The 16,369-nt window shown below is 35.0% G+C and carries 16 protein-coding genes and 1 other RNA gene; 11 read left to right on the forward strand and 6 right to left on the reverse strand.

The window, feature by feature from the left end; genetic code table 11:
- From B9Y84_RS12675 to B9Y84_RS12700, 6 genes are all read left to right on the forward strand, one after another.
- Positions 1-1,302 (forward strand): cryptochrome/photolyase family protein, encoded by a 1,302-nt coding sequence (locus B9Y84_RS12675; RefSeq protein ID WP_085517752.1) that lies wholly within the window; start codon positions 1-3, stop codon positions 1,300-1,302.
- Positions 1,303-1,328: 26 nt separating this feature from the next.
- Positions 1,329-2,207 carry a DUF2279 domain-containing protein gene (locus B9Y84_RS12680; RefSeq protein WP_085517753.1) on the forward strand — a complete coding sequence of 293 codons (879 nt, stop codon included), beginning with the start codon at positions 1,329-1,331 and terminating at the stop codon, positions 2,205-2,207.
- A gap of 11 nt (positions 2,208-2,218) precedes the next feature.
- Complete coding sequence (locus tag B9Y84_RS12685) at positions 2,219-3,208, forward strand: Smr/MutS family protein (RefSeq protein ID WP_176223793.1); 990 nt, start codon at positions 2,219-2,221, stop codon at positions 3,206-3,208.
- A 122-nt stretch (positions 3,209-3,330) separates the two neighbouring features.
- On the forward strand, positions 3,331-3,711 hold the full coding sequence (locus B9Y84_RS12690) for a hypothetical protein (RefSeq protein WP_245830865.1): 381 nt from the start codon (positions 3,331-3,333) through the stop codon (positions 3,709-3,711).
- A gap of 102 nt (positions 3,712-3,813) precedes the next feature.
- Positions 3,814-4,232, forward strand: an RNA gene (gene rnpB / locus B9Y84_RS12695) — RNase P RNA component class A.
- A gap of 35 nt (positions 4,233-4,267) precedes the next feature.
- The gene (locus B9Y84_RS12700) at positions 4,268-5,422 is read left to right on the forward strand and encodes a sigma-54-dependent transcriptional regulator (protein WP_085517756.1); all 1,155 of its coding nucleotides are present in this window, start codon (positions 4,268-4,270) and stop codon (positions 5,420-5,422) included.
- 11 nt (positions 5,423-5,433) lie between these two features.
- On the opposite strand, the gene B9Y84_RS20935 is transcribed toward B9Y84_RS12700, so the two are convergent.
- Complete coding sequence (locus tag B9Y84_RS20935; protein ID WP_262494121.1) at positions 5,434-5,565, reverse strand: hypothetical protein; 132 nt, start codon at positions 5,563-5,565, stop codon at positions 5,434-5,436.
- Between the two features lie 279 nt (positions 5,566-5,844).
- Between B9Y84_RS20935 and B9Y84_RS12705 the strand changes: the two genes are divergently transcribed.
- A complete protein-coding gene (locus B9Y84_RS12705) occupies positions 5,845-7,842 on the forward strand; it encodes a tetratricopeptide repeat-containing sensor histidine kinase (protein WP_085517757.1) in 1,998 nt (665 codons plus the stop codon).
- On the opposite strand, the gene B9Y84_RS12710 is transcribed toward B9Y84_RS12705, so the two are convergent.
- Positions 7,839-9,860 carry a transporter substrate-binding domain-containing protein gene (locus B9Y84_RS12710; protein WP_085517758.1) on the reverse strand — a complete coding sequence of 674 codons (2,022 nt, stop codon included), beginning with the start codon at positions 9,858-9,860 and terminating at the stop codon, positions 7,839-7,841. The two genes, B9Y84_RS12705 and B9Y84_RS12710, sit on opposite strands and share 4 nt — an antisense overlap.
- Before the next feature lie 145 nt (positions 9,861-10,005).
- Between B9Y84_RS12710 and B9Y84_RS12715 the strand changes: the two genes are divergently transcribed.
- The 4 genes from B9Y84_RS12715 to cysM are packed head-to-tail and all read left to right on the forward strand — an operon-like array spanning position 10,006 to position 13,606.
- On the forward strand, positions 10,006-10,833 hold the full coding sequence (locus B9Y84_RS12715) for an ion transporter (protein WP_085517759.1): 828 nt from the start codon (positions 10,006-10,008) through the stop codon (positions 10,831-10,833).
- A gap of 54 nt (positions 10,834-10,887) precedes the next feature.
- Positions 10,888-11,907, forward strand: coding sequence for a pirin family protein (locus tag B9Y84_RS12720; RefSeq protein ID WP_085517760.1), 1,020 nt, complete (start codon positions 10,888-10,890; stop codon positions 11,905-11,907).
- Between the two features lie 3 nt (positions 11,908-11,910).
- Positions 11,911-12,723: a serine O-acetyltransferase EpsC gene (epsC, locus tag B9Y84_RS12725; RefSeq protein WP_085517761.1), complete on the forward strand. Its 813-nt coding sequence runs from the start codon at positions 11,911-11,913 to the stop codon at positions 12,721-12,723.
- 1 nt (position 12,724) lies between these two features.
- A complete protein-coding gene (cysM, locus tag B9Y84_RS12730; RefSeq protein WP_085517762.1) occupies positions 12,725-13,606 on the forward strand; it encodes a cysteine synthase CysM in 882 nt (293 codons plus the stop codon).
- On the opposite strand, the gene truA is transcribed toward cysM, so the two are convergent.
- From truA to B9Y84_RS12750, 4 genes are read right to left on the reverse strand one after another with little or no spacing between them, the layout of a single operon-like run.
- Positions 13,596-14,381 carry a tRNA pseudouridine(38-40) synthase TruA gene (gene truA / locus B9Y84_RS12735; protein WP_085517763.1) on the reverse strand — a complete coding sequence of 262 codons (786 nt, stop codon included), beginning with the start codon at positions 14,379-14,381 and terminating at the stop codon, positions 13,596-13,598. The genes cysM and truA overlap by 11 nt on opposite strands.
- A 6-nt stretch (positions 14,382-14,387) precedes the next feature.
- Positions 14,388-14,858, reverse strand: coding sequence for a hypothetical protein (locus B9Y84_RS12740; RefSeq protein ID WP_085517764.1), 471 nt, complete (start codon positions 14,856-14,858; stop codon positions 14,388-14,390).
- A gap of 8 nt (positions 14,859-14,866) precedes the next feature.
- Positions 14,867-15,292 (reverse strand): DUF2141 domain-containing protein, encoded by a 426-nt coding sequence (locus B9Y84_RS12745; RefSeq protein WP_085517765.1) that lies wholly within the window; start codon positions 15,290-15,292, stop codon positions 14,867-14,869.
- Positions 15,289-16,152 carry a hypothetical protein gene (locus B9Y84_RS12750; RefSeq protein WP_085517766.1) on the reverse strand — a complete coding sequence of 288 codons (864 nt, stop codon included), beginning with the start codon at positions 16,150-16,152 and terminating at the stop codon, positions 15,289-15,291. Before B9Y84_RS12750 ends, B9Y84_RS12745 begins: the two co-directional genes overlap by 4 nt.
- Between the last annotated feature and the right edge of the window lie 217 nt (positions 16,153-16,369).

Raw genomic sequence — 16,369 nt, forward strand, 5'->3', positions numbered from 1 at the left:
GTGAGTAAAATTTCAATTTTTTGGTTTAGAAGAGATTTAAGACTTTTTGACAACACTGCTTTATACTATGCCCTGCAAGAAAATGAGCCCGTTCTACCTCTTTTTATTTTTGATTCAGACATTTTAGATGATCTAAATGATAAGTCAGACGCCAGAGTTAATTTCATTCATGATCAACTGACGCACATCGATAATGAACTGCAAAAAATTGGTTCTGGCGTTCTCGTAAAACATGGAACGCCAGAAGACGTCTTCAGGGAGTTAGTAGAAGAATATGATGTTCAATTTGTATTTACTAATCGTGATTATGAACCTTATGCCCTTGAAAGGGACGAAAAAATCGATAACATATTACAAAACAAAGGAATTGATTTTTATCACTTCAAAGATCATGTGATTTTTGAAAAAGATGAAATTTTAAGCGGCAGTAATGAACCTTATAAAGTATTTACACCCTTCAAAAATAAGTGGATAGAAAAACTGCAATCAGGACATCTTCATCCTTACAAAATTTCTTTAAGCAAAGCGAATTTCCATCAATTCGAAGCAAAATTACCAAGCTTAGGAGATATTGGATTCAAAAAATCTGACATTCCAATTCCCAAGAAAAAATACGACAGCAGCATCATTGAGAACTACGATACCCAGCGAGATTTCCCAGCAAAAAATGGAACAAGCAGGTTAGGAATTCACTTAAGATTTGGTACTATTAGCATCCGTGAGGCAGTTTCTCATGCTCAACAACTAAATGATACATGGCTTAATGAATTAATCTGGAGAGACTTCTACAGCATGATTTTAGCCAATTATCCGCACGTTGTAAACAAAGCCTTCAAGTCAAAGTACGATTCCATTCCGTGGAGAAATAGCCAAGAAGATTTTCAAAAATGGTGTGAAGGCAAAACAGGTTATCCTATCGTTGATGCTGGCATGAGAGAATTGAATCAAACCGGCTACATGCACAATCGTGTTCGTATGATTACTGCTAGTTTTTTGACCAAACATCTCTTAATCGATTGGAGATGGGGAGAAGCATACTTTGCTGAAAAATTATTGGACTATGAATTAGCCTCTAATAATGGGGGATGGCAATGGGCCGCTGGCACCGGAACTGATGCTCAACCCTATTTCAGAATCTTTAATCCTTACAGCCAAACTGATAAATTCGATAAGAACAAAGCCTACATCGAAAAATGGGTACCTGAGGTAAATTCTTCTGATTATCCTAAACCAATGGTTGATCATAAAGAAGCAAGGCAGCGCGCGCTTGACACTTACAAATCAGCCTTAGATAATGCTTAATTATTAAATATCCTTAATTTTGGATCATGAGGATATTCATAAAGGCTTTTATTGTTATTATTCTGTTCCAAAGCTCTGCCTTTACACAAATTAAAACAGATAGCATCGACAAAAAGCAATTAAAGAATATCATTATTGCTGAGAGTGTATTGTATACAGCTGGTATGGTAGGCCTAGGATTTCTTTGGTACAAAGATAGCAACTCACAATCTTTTAAATTCTTCAATGATAATCAGCAATGGCTCCAAATGGACAAAGTTGGCCATGTTTACACTTCCTATCATCTAGCTGATCTTAATTATCAGCTACTGAAAACTTCAGGAATGGATCCTAATAAAGCCATGCTTTACGGTAGCATAGGTGCAACAATTATGATGCTTCCGATTGAAATATTTGATGGTTTTTCCGCAAGCTATGGTGCTTCTTGGGGTGATGCTTTAGCAAATACAGTCGGAGCTTTCCTCCCCTATCAGCAATTTCTTTTCGATCAGAATTATATATATCCGAAGTTTTCATTTTCACAAAGCTCATATTCTAGATTGAGGCCTAATACTCTTGGAAATAACTACATTGAACAATTAATTAAGGACTACAATGGCCAAACATATTGGTTGAGCACTGATCTCAATATTTTTAGTCCAAATAATAAATTCCCTCCTTGGCTGCAGTTTTCAATGGGCTACAGTGGAAATGAAATGGTTTATGGAACTCCAAAAGATAATCTTAGTAATGGATATAAGGCTAACAGACAATGGTTGCTAAGTCTTGATCTAAACCTGAGCAAAATTGAAGTAGAACAACAATGGTTAAAGATTATACTTAAAGTAATCAATACAGTTAAAATTCCGTTTCCTGCTGTAGAATGGGATGGAAAAGCAGTAGTTTTGCATCCTTTATATTTTTAAAAGAAGTAATTATGCAAATAGGTGATAGAGTAAGGTTAATGAAAGGCACAGAAGAAGGCATTGTTGTTAAGATGCTGGATAAGTCTTTAGTTGAAGTAGAAATTGAGGATGGTTTCGCTATTCCTGTACTGGAATCTGAACTAGTAGTGGTATCTTCTGACGAAAGTACTGCATTTGACACGCCAAACTACGAGAGTCAAAAGCCCAGTAAGCAAAAAACGGTATATGAAAAACCTAATCAACTAAAAGGCTTTCATTTAGCTATTATTCCACTGAATGATCATCTAAATAGCATCTATTTTTTGAATCCATCAAGTGAAGATGTTCTACTTATGGCAAATGAAGTAAATGGGAAAAATGAAGAAAAGACCATTTTATCTGAAAAAATATTTGCTGAAAAATTCACTAAAATAACGGAAAGAAATATGGATCATCTCAATACCTGGGCTCCACTTTCGTTTACAATCCTAACTGAAAATAGCAAATGGTCTATTCCTATGAGACCAGAAAAAATAATTGTTAAAATTAAATCAAAGCACTTTCAGAAAGAAAAAGGTGAAATACCATTTCTCAATAAAAAAGGCTATCTAATCGCTCTAAATCAATCTCACAAAGAAACGGTCGAACCAGAAAAAATTGACATTGATAAATTAAGAGATAGTTTTTTTACTAGCAAAGAGGAAACAAAGGATTACCGAAACACTAAAAAAGGTACTGCTAAGACTCCAGAAATAGATTTACATATTGAGACAATTGATCCCTATTATGAAAATCTACCAAAGGAGGATATTTTACGAATTCAGCTCTCAAAATTTGAGGAAAAGCTAAATGAAGCCTTTGTGGCTGGCTTAGATGAAATCATCTTCATTCATGGGGTAGGAAATGGCGTCTTACGAGATAATATTCATAAACAACTATCACAACACCATAATATTCAATTCTTTAAAGACACTCATAAAGAGAAATTTGGCTATGGAGCCACATTAGTAAAGATTAAATAAAATTTTATCTAAATTTTATACTATAATTTACTAAATTTGTTATTATATAAATTTCCTCCATTAAGGAATTATGTATTTTTTAAATAAGAAAATTTTACTGCTTTATGAACTTTAATCAATTTATGGAATCGTATGCCAACGAGATAGGTGGCCAATTCCAAGAATACGACACTAATAAATCAGTTGTGATTTATCCACTAGGAGGAAATAGATATCAAGCAGTGCTAGGTACCTTAAAAACAAGCGACATTACCAATAAACCTAGCATCGAGTTCACTTCAAAGGTTTGTGAGTTTAGTACAACAATTAATTTGGAAAACCTTATTCGTGCGAACGCAACCTTTTGTTCTGCGCGCTTTGTTTTAGTAGATGATTTTATCCGAGTAGAAGCAGCAATTTTAGAAGAAAGCGCCACTGAAGCGGTATTAAAAGATATAATAGAAGAAGTTGCAACAGTAGCAGATGCTTGGGAACATAAACTAACAGGGCAAGATGTGCATTAAACTTGCCTTCTTTTTGGTTTAATAATTTCAACTAATTCCCTCCTTTACTCTTCCAAATCCATAATTTGGTCTTATTTTTGCCAAAGGTATACAATTATAAAAATTACAAGCTGTCTTATCGCCTTCCGATTTATCGGGGGGAGGAAAGTCCGAGCAACATAGAGCACCGTACCTTGAGAAACCAAGGGTCTTGATATAATCAGGAACAGATAGTGCCACAGAAAACAGGTAGCCATGTTGATCAGCTTGCTGATATAACACGGTCATAGTGAAAAGGTGGGGTAAGAGCCCACCGTCTTGGATAGTAATATTCAGGTGCACGGTAAACCTTTCGGGTTGTAAGGTCACATACATTTTTGCTTCCTCAGCTATTTTGTAGCTGGGGAATAAGGGCTGCTCGTCCGAAAATCCTGAATTAATTGGGGTGGTAAAAAGGGGTAGACTGCGTTAGATAAATGATAAGAGCGCTTTCAAATTTATTTGAGGGCGAACAGAACTCGGCTTATAGGCTTGTAATTTTTTTTTTTTGATTATAATTACCGAAAACTGTATAAATATGGCAAAAATATTATTGATAGATGATGAAGCCAGTATCCGCCAAACCTTAAAGGAGATATTGGAATACGAAAAATATGAAGTAGAAGAAGTTGCCAATGGTGCTGATGGATTCAAAAAGATTGAAAATGAGCATTATGATCTAGTTCTTTGCGATATTAAAATGCCAAAAATGGACGGCATGGAACTTCTTAATGAAGTTTACGAAAAAGGTATTGAAATACCATTCATTATGATTTCGGCTCACGGAACAATTGACAATGCAGTGGAAGCCACAAAGAAAGGAGCCTTTGATTTCATTTCTAAACCACCGGACCTAAATAGGCTATTAGTTTCTGTAAGAAATGCCCTGGACAAATCAACTCTGATGGCGGAAACTAAAACACTGAGAAAAAAAGTTTCCAAAAAATATGAAATGATCGGCTCTTCAAAAGAGTTAGAAGAAGTAAAAGGTACTATTGCTAAAGTAGCCCCAACAGATGCGAGAGTGCTAATCATTGGTGAAAATGGAACTGGTAAAGAACTAGTTGCGCGTCAAATCCATGAGCAAAGCGACAGAGCAAAACTACCTATGGTAGAGGTGAATTGTGCAGCGATCCCTTCTGAATTGATAGAAAGTGAATTATTTGGGCACGAAAAAGGATCTTTCACTTCAGCTGTAAAACAGAGAATAGGAAAATTTGAGCAAGCAACGGGTGGTACCTTATTTTTAGATGAAATAGGTGATATGCCACTAGCGGCACAAGCAAAAGTTCTCAGGGCTTTGCAAGAAAGTAAGATTAATAGAGTGGGTGGAGATAAAGATATAAAGGTGGATGTGAGAATTATTGCAGCCACAAACAAAAATCTCAAAGAGGCTATTGATAAAGGTGAATTTAGAGAGGATCTATTTCACAGATTGAGCGTCATTAGAATAAATGTACCCCCTTTGAAAGAACGAAAAGAGGATATTCCTGAATTGGTTGAAAGATTTTTGGGCGATATTGCAGAAGAGCATGGATCAAAGAAAAAGTCGATTGATAAAAACGCACTAAATCAATTAAAAGAATATAGTTGGGGTGGTAATATTCGAGAGCTTCGAAATGTAGTGGAGAGACTTATCATCTTAGGAGCTGACACAATTACAGCTCAAGACGTAAAAAAATATATTGAATAGTCTATTGAAAACTAAACTGACTGCTCTACTGAAGAAGCTTCTTGATCTAAGTTCAAATCATTAGAAGAATAAGTAGGGCAGGTTTTCTGAGCACATGCACCAAGAAATAATGCTGATAATAGTACGAGTAAAAGTCTCTTCATGTCGAAAGTGTTTAAATATCTTACATTCAAATATAAGCCCATTAATCTAAAATTTAAAATCTATTATTAAATTAATTACATTTTTACCTAAATTTTAAATTCTAAATGAGAGCTAACTTCTGAAAAATGACCTAAAAACCCAAATTAAGGCGATTAGGAATCAATTAGCTGAATTAATAATTCATATCCATAATTCTTAATTATCACTTAAAAAACACTTAGACTCATACATACTATCAATATTTTTTTTCTTAATTTGATATTTAATATCAATTCATAATGCTTAAAAAAGCGATCTTCTTAATTATAGTCTTCATTACCTCAGTCTTAAGTGTTGAGGCGCAAAAGGCAGATTTGGCTGCAGAATGGGATTGGTTTGAAGCATTAGAAAAACATATTCATGAAGCTAATGCAGAAGAACTACTTGAAAACAAACAAGAGAAGCTTCAGTCTGCTAAAGATATTGAAAGAAGTGACATTGAAAGCAGGCTTTCAAAAGAATTGGCTTTCATTCATATCAATAAAACCAATGATTTAGAAAAAGCAATGTCAATGCTGATCAGAGCATTAGAAATCGATGAAAGCGTAGATAATGAAACTGCACTAATTTTTACATATTTAGGCTTCTATCAACTTTTTGAACAAGTAGAAGATTACTATTACGGTAAAGAGTTTTTAGAGAAGGCTTCCAATATTTTGAGAAACTATGACTTCCCTCCTCTTCGACTCTACATTAATCAGAAATTAGGTTTAACTTATTATTTCATCGGAGAAACCGGAAAATCCATAGAACAACATCAGAATATTCTGGAATACGCCGAAGCAGAAAGGATTCCCAAGATTGAAGCAGAAGCACACACAGATCTAGCAACTATTTACGCAAACGAAAATGTGTATGAAAAAGCCCTAGAGCATTTTAAAAATGCTTTGACCATCTACCGGAGAATAAAATCACCATTTAAAGAAGCAGAATGTCTTAATGCAATAGGTGATATATATCTAATGCAAAACAATCAAGATAAAGCATATGAAAACTATTTAGTTGCTCTTGATATACTAAAAAATCTTCCAAAAAATAATGCTCATTTAGCAGTTCTCTATAACTCTGTAGCTCGCTATTACTTGAAAGAAAATAATGCTGAAAGAGCTTTAGCAAACCTGAGATTAGCCAATCCTCTGGCTCAAACTTCTCAAAATCAAGGACTCATTCAGGAAACTTATGCTTTGTTGAGCAAAGCCTATAAAGTAGAGAAAAACTACAAAATGGCGCTAGAATACAGCGAATTGTACAAAGCCCTAGAAGACTTTTTACAAAAGGAAAAGAATGACCGTAGTATTCTAAAAATGCAAAGTCGATACTCCTTAAATCAAAAGCAGAGCTTGATTGACAAATTAGAATTAAATAGAATTCAAAAAGAGTTCGAATTAGAAGAAGAAAAGCGGTTTAAAAATTTCTTAATTATTATGGTGGTCTTAATTGCCATTATATTACTATTAATACTGACCCTGTTTATTTTACAGCGTAAAAACAATAGGAGGTTAAAAGTGGCAAATTTAAAAGTGAAAGCCCAAAATGATGAGTTAGAAGACCTAAATGCTACTAAGGATAAATTCTTTTCTATTATAAGCCACGACTTAAAAGGCCCTTTAAATTCACTCACTTCTTTTTCTGGCTTATTAATGAACCACACTAGCAGCTTAAGTACGGAAGAGATTCAGATGCTAGCAAAAGATCTCGATAAATCACTAAAAAACTTATTTGCGCTACTAGAAAACCTATTACAATGGTCTCGTTCTCAAACCGGCAATATAGAATTCACAGCAGAAGAATTTAATGTAACTGAAATGCTACTCGAAAATAAAAAGCTTTTAGAGAAACAAGCTCAGAATAAAAACATAAGTATAGAGGTTAAAAATACAAAACCGATTTCAGCAAAAGCTCATATAAATTCAATTAGCACGGTGATTAGAAATTTGCTGTCGAATGCGATAAAGTTCACTGCTGAAGATGGGCAAATAAAAATGGGCATAGTCGAGGAAAAAAATCGATATGTAGTCAAGATAGCCGACAACGGGGTCGGAATGCCAAAAGAAGTTGCCAGCAAAATCTTTAGAATTGACACTAAACATTCAACGCAAGGAACTGCAAAAGAAAAAGGCACTGGCTTAGGTCTTATTTTATGCAAAGAATTCGTAGAAAAAAATGGTGGTGAAATTTGGGTAAAAAGTGAAGAAGGTAAAGGTACAATCTTCTCCTTTTCAATTCCTAAAAACTAATTGTAATTTAACGTCTCGGTAATTTGACGGACAGGTAGAATGACTTCTATGGTAGTTCCATGCTCTAGTTCACTTTCTAAATTTAACTCCCCACCAAGACGAGACACAACCTTTTTGGCCATGTAAAGCCCCATTCCTACATTAATATCACTTCTCTTTCCTTTAAAAAATACTTCAAAAACCTTCTTTTGTAAGTTTTCAGGTATTCCCACCCCGTTGTCTTTAAAGTAGAGTTTATAATAGGATGCGTTATCCTTTTCAAACGTGATTTTCAACTCCGTAGAATAATAATTATTATGCTCAAATACATTCTCGATCAATTGATAGAATAACCTTTTCACCAAAGCCCTATCAGAAGTCATATATTGCGAATCAGATAATAATTGAAAATCAATCTGTGCCTTGGAAATATCTTTGTTTCTTTTCATGAAAACTGAGACCGACACTTCCTCAATAAGCTCTCTCAAATCAAAAGTTGTTATATTCAAGTCACCATGCAAAATAAAGCTGACCTCTTTGAAGTCATTGAAAATATGTTCTAATTTCTCGACACTTTTCGCAATCAAGCCAAAATAACCTTGAATTTCTTTATTTTTAGAAGTCATATTCCCCAGATTTACTAACCCTAATACATTCGCAATGGGTCCTCTGACGTCATGAGAAGTTTTATACATGAAATTTGCTAACTCAGCGTTCAAGTCTTTTAAATTTAAATTCGCCTGTTTTAGAGGAGTTATATCTCTTAAAAATTGCTTAAATCCTTTTATTTTATTTCTTTGATCATAAAGTAGCGAAGTACTGCTATCTATCCATACAGCTGTATTTGCACTGGTTTTGAATTCAAACTCTGCATCCAAATAAGGAAACTCCCTATTAAGTAAAACAGTCTTAATCTCTTTATCTTTAGCCACGGATTTAGTAGTTAAAAGCTGACGAATGTTTACACCTAAAATGTCATCTTCTTCAAAGCCTAAGATTGTATAAAAAAGTTTGGGAGCCTGCGTGATATTGTGTTCTAAATCTGTTTCCACAAGCATTACTGAAGTGAAATCCTCCATTTTTTTTCTTAAATTCTCACTTTCAATTAGTTCCCATTCTGTTTCCGCTCTACTCTGAATTTCCCTCTTGATGACTTGCGATTTTTTCCTGACCAAATTTCGTAAGGAATAAATATAAATTAGAGCTGCTACTGCCATCAGAAATAAAATGAACAAAAACATGATTACTAAATCTTGATTTTCTGACCACCATCCTTTTTTAGGCGTCAGCCATTTTTGAAATAATCTATCGTATTCTCCTGATGCTTTTACCAACCTTAAGCCCCAATCCAAAGAATCAAGCATCGCAGCATCCTGCTTCTTAACAACAAAACAATATTCAGTAATAAACACTGGGTCACTAGAGGACTGAATATTTTTAATGTTTTCCACTTCCATTTTATAGCTGGTCGTCATAAAAGAAGTAATTGCACAATCAGCATCACCTCTCACTACGGCATCAATAGCCTCAGATTCAGAAGAGTAGGCTTGAAGTGCTTGTAAATCTAGAAAACCTAGCTGATCAAAGTATTCTTCAACGATAGTAACTTCTTGGATAGCCACTTTTTTTCCTGATAAACTGAATAAGTCCTCTACTGGCTCTTTGTCAGCGCGGGTAAATATTGAATAATACACCAAACTGATGGGTCGACTGAATAGGATGCTATCTTCACGAGCAGCACTTTTAAAATACGCAGCCACATCAAGCTCTTTTGTAACTTCTAATTTTCTCCTCACAATTTTCCAATCATCAGGATAAATACTAACATTCCAATTAAGCTCTTGTCCGATTGCCTTAATTATGTCGACATTGAACCCATCTGCATTGCCAACTTCATTTACAAATTCGTATGGTTCATAGGTCTTATCTATTCCATAATTAATTGATTTTTCAGGCAAAGTATTATTACTTTTAGCCTGTCCGAACAAGCTAAAGGGAAAAAAAGACAGTAAAATTAAAGCACTCGATATAAATTTCACTTAATTGAGTTTAGTTGAAAATATTGAAAATATAGCCGCAATCAATAGAAGTTATAAACAATATAACCAAAATACAAAAACAAACCCATAGTTTGTATAATTTTAACAAGAAAAATATTAGATTTTAGATATTCTTTAATAGCTCATGGAAGAACAAGCCAATACAAACGCCCAATGGAAGATCAAAACGTTTAATGTAATTTTCAAAGCAGATACTTTTTGGGGGAAACTGTTTGACGGAATCCTTTTAATTATAATTTTTTTAAGCGTTCTAGCTGTTGTACTAGAAAGTGTGGGAAGCATTAGATTATCCTATGGATCCTATTTTTTATTAGCAGAATGGATCTTTACAGGTTTCTTCTTAATAGAGTATATCCTGAGAATAATCATTGTTAAAAAGCCCTGGCATTATATCAAGAGTTTTTTTGGCGTAGTAGATTTACTATCAATTTTACCCTCACTTTTTGCTTTCTTTTTTGTTGGAGCTCAATCTCTAATGATTATCAGAAGTTTAAGATTATTAAGAATATTTAGAATATTTAAACTTACTCAATATTTAGGTGAAGCCTCTCAGCTTTCTTCTGCTCTATTAGCCAGCAGGAAGAAAATAACATTGTTTATTGGAACAATATTAATACTTGTCTCAATTTTAGGTGCTATAATGTATTTGATTGAACCGCCTGAAAGCGGTTTCACAAACATCCCTAAAGGCATCTATTGGTCAATTGTGACGCTCACCACTGTTGGATATGGTGATATAGCCCCAATAACGGCATTAGGTCAAATAGTAGCTTCATTTATTATGATTATGGGATATGGTATTATTGCAGTACCAACTGGGATCGTTACATCAGAAATGAACAAAAGCAGATTTAAAATGGACAATAGAAGTTGTTCAAACTGTAAAGCAACGGAACATTCGGACTTTGCAAAATTTTGTCATAATTGCGGGAAAAAATTACCCGAACTTTAAAAAGACCTACTCCGTTTGTACCAACATAATAAGTACGATAATCGTTGTAGGTACATGGAAAATTCAGGAATTATTAAAATAGAAAAATTAAGCTTCCCTTGGCAAACGCAAGACCCCTTTTTGTTTTGTGTTCATCATGAGGACTTTTTCCCTAAGGGAAATAAAGATTTAGGACCTTCAGCTTCTTTGGAGGGCAGGATGATAGGACAAGACTTTAATATTAAGGACGGTTGGAGAATGTATCATGGTAGCAAAGTTCCCGGATTCCCGGCTCATCCGCATTGCGGATTTGAGACTGTGACTGCCGTACGAACAGGACTTGTAGATCATTCTGATTCCTTGGGTGCTGCTGGTCGATTTGGTAATGGTGACGTGCAATGGATGACAGCTGGAAAAGGAGTGCAACACTCTGAAATGTTCCCTTTGTTAAAGGACAATGAAGAGAATCCGCTTGAACTATTTCAAATTTGGTTGAATCTACCAAGAGATAGTAAAAAAGTAGACCCGCATTTTGCAATGCTATGGAAAGATACTATTCCAGTTCATAAGTATACTGATGCTAATGACAAAACTACTGAAGTGGAAGTAATGGCTGGACAATTAGGCGATGATTACGCACCTAAACCCGCTCCAGATTCTTGGGCTGCTAAGTCTGAAAATGAAGTGGCTATTTGGCATATAAAAATGGAGCCGGGAGCTGAATTCTCTTTACCTACCAGCCAAAATAAAATCAATAGAAACCTATATTTTTTCCAAGGAGAGAATCTCAAATTAAATGATGCTGATTTACCTCATTATCATAGTGCATTCCTTGACGCTAGAGCAGATATTGTATTGAAAAATGGTGATAAAGAAGCAAGATTATTATTGCTTCAGGGTAAACCTATTAACGAGCCAGTAGTTCAACATGGGCCATTTGTCTTGAACTACCCTGCTGAAGTAAGAGAAACTATCATGGAATTTCAAAAGACTGAATTTGGGGGTTGGCCGTGGCCTTCATATGAAAATGTTCATGATAAGAGCAGAGGAAGATTCGCAATTCATGCAGATGGTAGAGAAGAAATAAAAGAATGATTTATGCAAGAAGATTTTTTAGATAGCATCTACAAAGAACATAAAAATGCGCTGGGCTGTCCTTCGCCAGACAGTATTATTTCATTTTATGAGGCATTATTGGGTTTTATTTTCCCCGACTATGGAAATGAAAAAATTTCAAATAGGTCTGAATTAGAAGCTAGATACGAAGAACTAAAAAATGAGTGGCATTATTTATTAGAAAAGAGATGCAAGAATCTTCAAAAAAAATATCCTGGTGAAGAGCAGATTCTGTTCCTTGATTTAATTAAAATTAAGGCCGCTTTGGAAAAGGATATTAACGCAATTTACGAAGGAGATCCAGCAGCTAAAAGTAGATTGGAGGTTGTTAAAACTTATCCTGGCTTTAAAGCTATTGCCGCTTATAGAATAGCTCATTGCATTTATAATGCCGGTTACGTTTTAATAGCACGTATAATTAGTGAACATGCTCATAGCAAAACTGGTGTAGATATTCACCCAGCGGCCAATATCGGTGACCATTTTTGTATAGACCATGGCACTGGGATAGTAATTGGGGAAACCACGGACATTGGTTCTTATGTGAAAATATATCAAGGTGTGACCTTAGGAGCTACTAGTGTCCGGAAGGAAAATGCTAGTCAAAAGAGGCATCCAACTATAGGTAACCATATTGTTATTTATGCAAATGCAACAATTTTGGGTGGTAAAACATTTATTGGTGATCATTGCATCATAGGTGGCAATAGCTGGATAACCAAAAGTCTGCAGGCTCACTCGAGACTTTATTATGATTCGGAAAATAAACATTTACATAGAAGCACTTTAGAATAATATGTTTGTAGAAGATTTAGTAGGAAATACGCCAATAGTTGAGCTTAAAAGCATCCCGACCAACAAGAATGTAAAAATCTATTGCAAACTTGAAGGACAAAATCCGGGAGGAAGCGTGAAGGATCGCGCAGCTTTAGGAATGATAGGTGCAGCCTTAGAAAGAGGTGACATAAAAGAAGGTGATAAATTAGTAGAAGCCACCAGTGGTAATACTGGTATTGCTTTAGCAATGATTGCAAAACTGAAAGGTCTTCACATGACCTTAATAATGCCTAAAAATTCAACTGCGGAAAGGATCCAAACCATGGAGGCTTACGGTGCGGAAGTGATTTTAACCAAAGCAGAAGGCACCATCGAGTATTCAAGAACAGTGGCCGAAGAAATGGCAGCCACTGGTGAATATTATATGTTAAACCAATTCGGAAATCCTGATAATTACAAACAGCATTATAAAACTACTGGTCCTGAAATATGGAAAGATACAAAAGGAAAAATCACGCACTTTGTATCCGCTATGGGAACTACCGGTACAATAATGGGGGTTTCTCGCTATCTTAAAGAACAAAACTCTGCAGTTCAGATAGTAGGGACTCAACCAACAGATGGTTCTAGAATCCCTGGAATTAGAAGATGGTCTCCTGAGTTTTTACCAAAGATATTTGAGGCTAATCGTGTAGATAGAACAATCGATATCAGCGAAGCAAATGCTACTAAAATGACGCAAAGAATGGCAAAAGAAGAAGGTATCTTGGCAGGTATGAGTAGTGGTGGGGCCTTATATGCTGCTTTGCAAATTGCTCAAGAAATTGAAACAGGCGTAATTGTATGTATTACTTGCGATCGAGGAGATCGTTACCTAAGTTCTGACCTATTTAAGTCTTAAATTCAATATTTTTCACCATCAATCCAGAGGCAGCTGCATTTAACTTGTCGAAATTTGGTGTCTTACCTTGCAAGGTGTTTTCAATATCCTGTAAGGTGATTTCGTTCCTACCAATTCTTATTAAAGCACCCATCATCAGTCGGACTTGATAACGCATGAAGCCTTTTCCCTTCACTTTAAAAATATAACTTTTCTCGGGAAAGAAACTGGCAGTTAATTCTGAATTCTCTTCAATCCTACTGTATTCAATTGTTCGAACAGTAACTTTATTCTCAGCCTCACCCATCACAAAATAGTTGAAATCACGTTCGCCTTCAAACAATTTGGCCGCTTCTTCCATTTTTGAAATATTCAAGTCATTATGAATACAATTCATAAAAGGAGATGCAAATGGAAATTTCTTTGTAACAGATGCAAAAAAGTAATGGTAGGTTTTAAGCCTTACATCCTGAATCACATTAAATTGTTTATCAGTTTCTTTAAAGTTAATGACACTAATATCTGGAGGAAGATTGTAGTTTAATTCATGTTGAAAATCTACTACATCAAGTCTTCGGTCAGTAAATAATTCAAAATAAGCAGATTGAGCTGAAACCATTGCATCAGTCCTTCCAGCTCCTAAAATCTTGAATTTCTCTCCTTCAAAAAGAAAATTAAATGTTTTTTCAAGCATACCTTGAAGGGTCTTCAATCCGTGCTGAAACTGCCAGCCATGATAACGAAAACCTAGATATTGAATCTCTACTAAATAGAAATAATCAAACCGAGATGCCATAAGATTTTATTTGCAGAGTTCCGCATTAACTACCTGATGTCCGCGGTTAGCTTTGCAAGTCCAGGCCTTTTTGATATCCATAACTTGCCAAATGCTGCCGGCCAGCTTCAATTCTATTCTATAGTATTGATTGTTTACTGAGTCATCTTGCAAATTTTTCTTCTCAATCATAACTACAGCGTGGGTAATTAACTCATTACCGGATTTGCTTTTCGCTATAATTTTTACTTGGGGACTAATCATTTGTTGGCCAGCAACTCTAATTGCAATAGTGATCGGACTGTAGGCCCAGCTCAGTCGCATTGTGGAAGCTTGTTCAATTGATTGATTGATATCAGCAATTTCAATATTCTCACCATTTTCGTAGACTTGTTGTTCTAATTCCCACAAAGGGTCTTGAGAGCTTTCTCGCGTAGTATCAGCCCCACAAGATAAGGTAAATAGTGCTGGAATCAAGATCAAAAAATAAGGTCGCATAAATTTGATTAATAAAATATCTTCAATTTTAAAGTTTTCTTTTCACCTTGCAAAAGGAATTTCGCCTCTTTATACTTCGGTGCACTAAAAGTATTAACTGCATCATTGCTTGCTCCATATCCCTCCTCTGGTGCACCAACGAAATTGGTATCCATTTCTTCATTATCGTTCTCATCATGCAAAAAAACCACCGCATATTCTCCTTGAGGTAGATCTTCGATAGTAATTACGTGAGTCTTGTCTGTTACTTTAACTTTTTTATTAGCTATTGCTTTTTCTTCCTGATCGGGAAAATCATTTGCACTATTGAAAACGGAAATTAAAACATGTCCATTCGTATTTCTAAACTCACTTATTTCTAATTCTAGAGTAGAATTTGAGGGCTGCGTAAAGAATGTGAATAAAAGAAGGATGTAGTGGCTTAATATCATCATAATGGTTTTATTGTAAGTAACAATTTGTCTAAGTCAATGTTCACTTTCCCGAAACGTTCTAAAACATCAAAGCTTATGAACATCGATCTCGAAATGTCTTCTGAAATAACGGTTTCAAGATTAGTTAATTGTCCTTCGCCTAATGCTAAGGAATTTAAACTAAAAATATGCGGTGGTGCAAAAGCTTTCTTATCATCAATGAACTGGTAGTAATTACCTTCCTTCCACTCCTTGTAACCTAAAGTCTTAGTCTCAATTAGTGTTTTAGCAATATCCTTAGAGACAATTACTTCCTTTGAAGTCTTTTTCAAGCCCACGTATATTTTCAGAACATCGTTAACTAAGACAGGTATCTGTACCGAACCTGAATCACTTAATTGAATAGGAATGGAAATCTCATCCCTTTTAAAGGCTTCATCCATAAAGACCTTATCCATATCTGTCGGTTCTGTCGCTTTTTCAGGGTAAATCATTTTAAACTCGTCAATGGACCAATCAGACCAATAAAGAATAAACTTCTTGTTACCAAAAACAATTTTAATATCTTCCAAATTGGGTTTAGTCGGTTTTCCTGCATTCCATCGGCCTTCGTACATCTCTTCCGACCTTGCAATCATTCCTTTCAAATCACCATATACCCAATTCTCTAATCCTCCTTTTAAGTAAACTAGTTTATAGACATCCTCATCCTTGGCTAGTGCGATTGAATACGACCTACTACTACCAGAAATAGAGTAAATGCCCTCTATGGGTTCTCGTCCTATATTTTCCCACTTCTGCTTGAGGCTATCTAATTCAAATTGTGCCAGAGAAGTAAGTGGAAAATAAAAAAGTGCTATAAAGATTAGTAAATGCTTCATGGTCCAGAGTTCGTAGTTTTAAGATTTATCCAAAGATAGACTCAATTCAGTTAATTATAAAAATATGTTAATTTGAATTACAATCATCCCCGCAATTACCAAATAAACTTACATTAAAAAACATAAACTCATCATTTGTTAATACCAATTATAAAAACTGTGGTATCAAAACGATTATCTAAACTAAAATTTGTTAGTTTTGTCCCCATTCACAACA

It is taken from the genome of Marivirga sericea (assembly GCF_900177665.1).
GTDB lineage: Bacteria > Bacteroidota > Bacteroidia > Cytophagales > Cyclobacteriaceae > Marivirga > Marivirga sericea.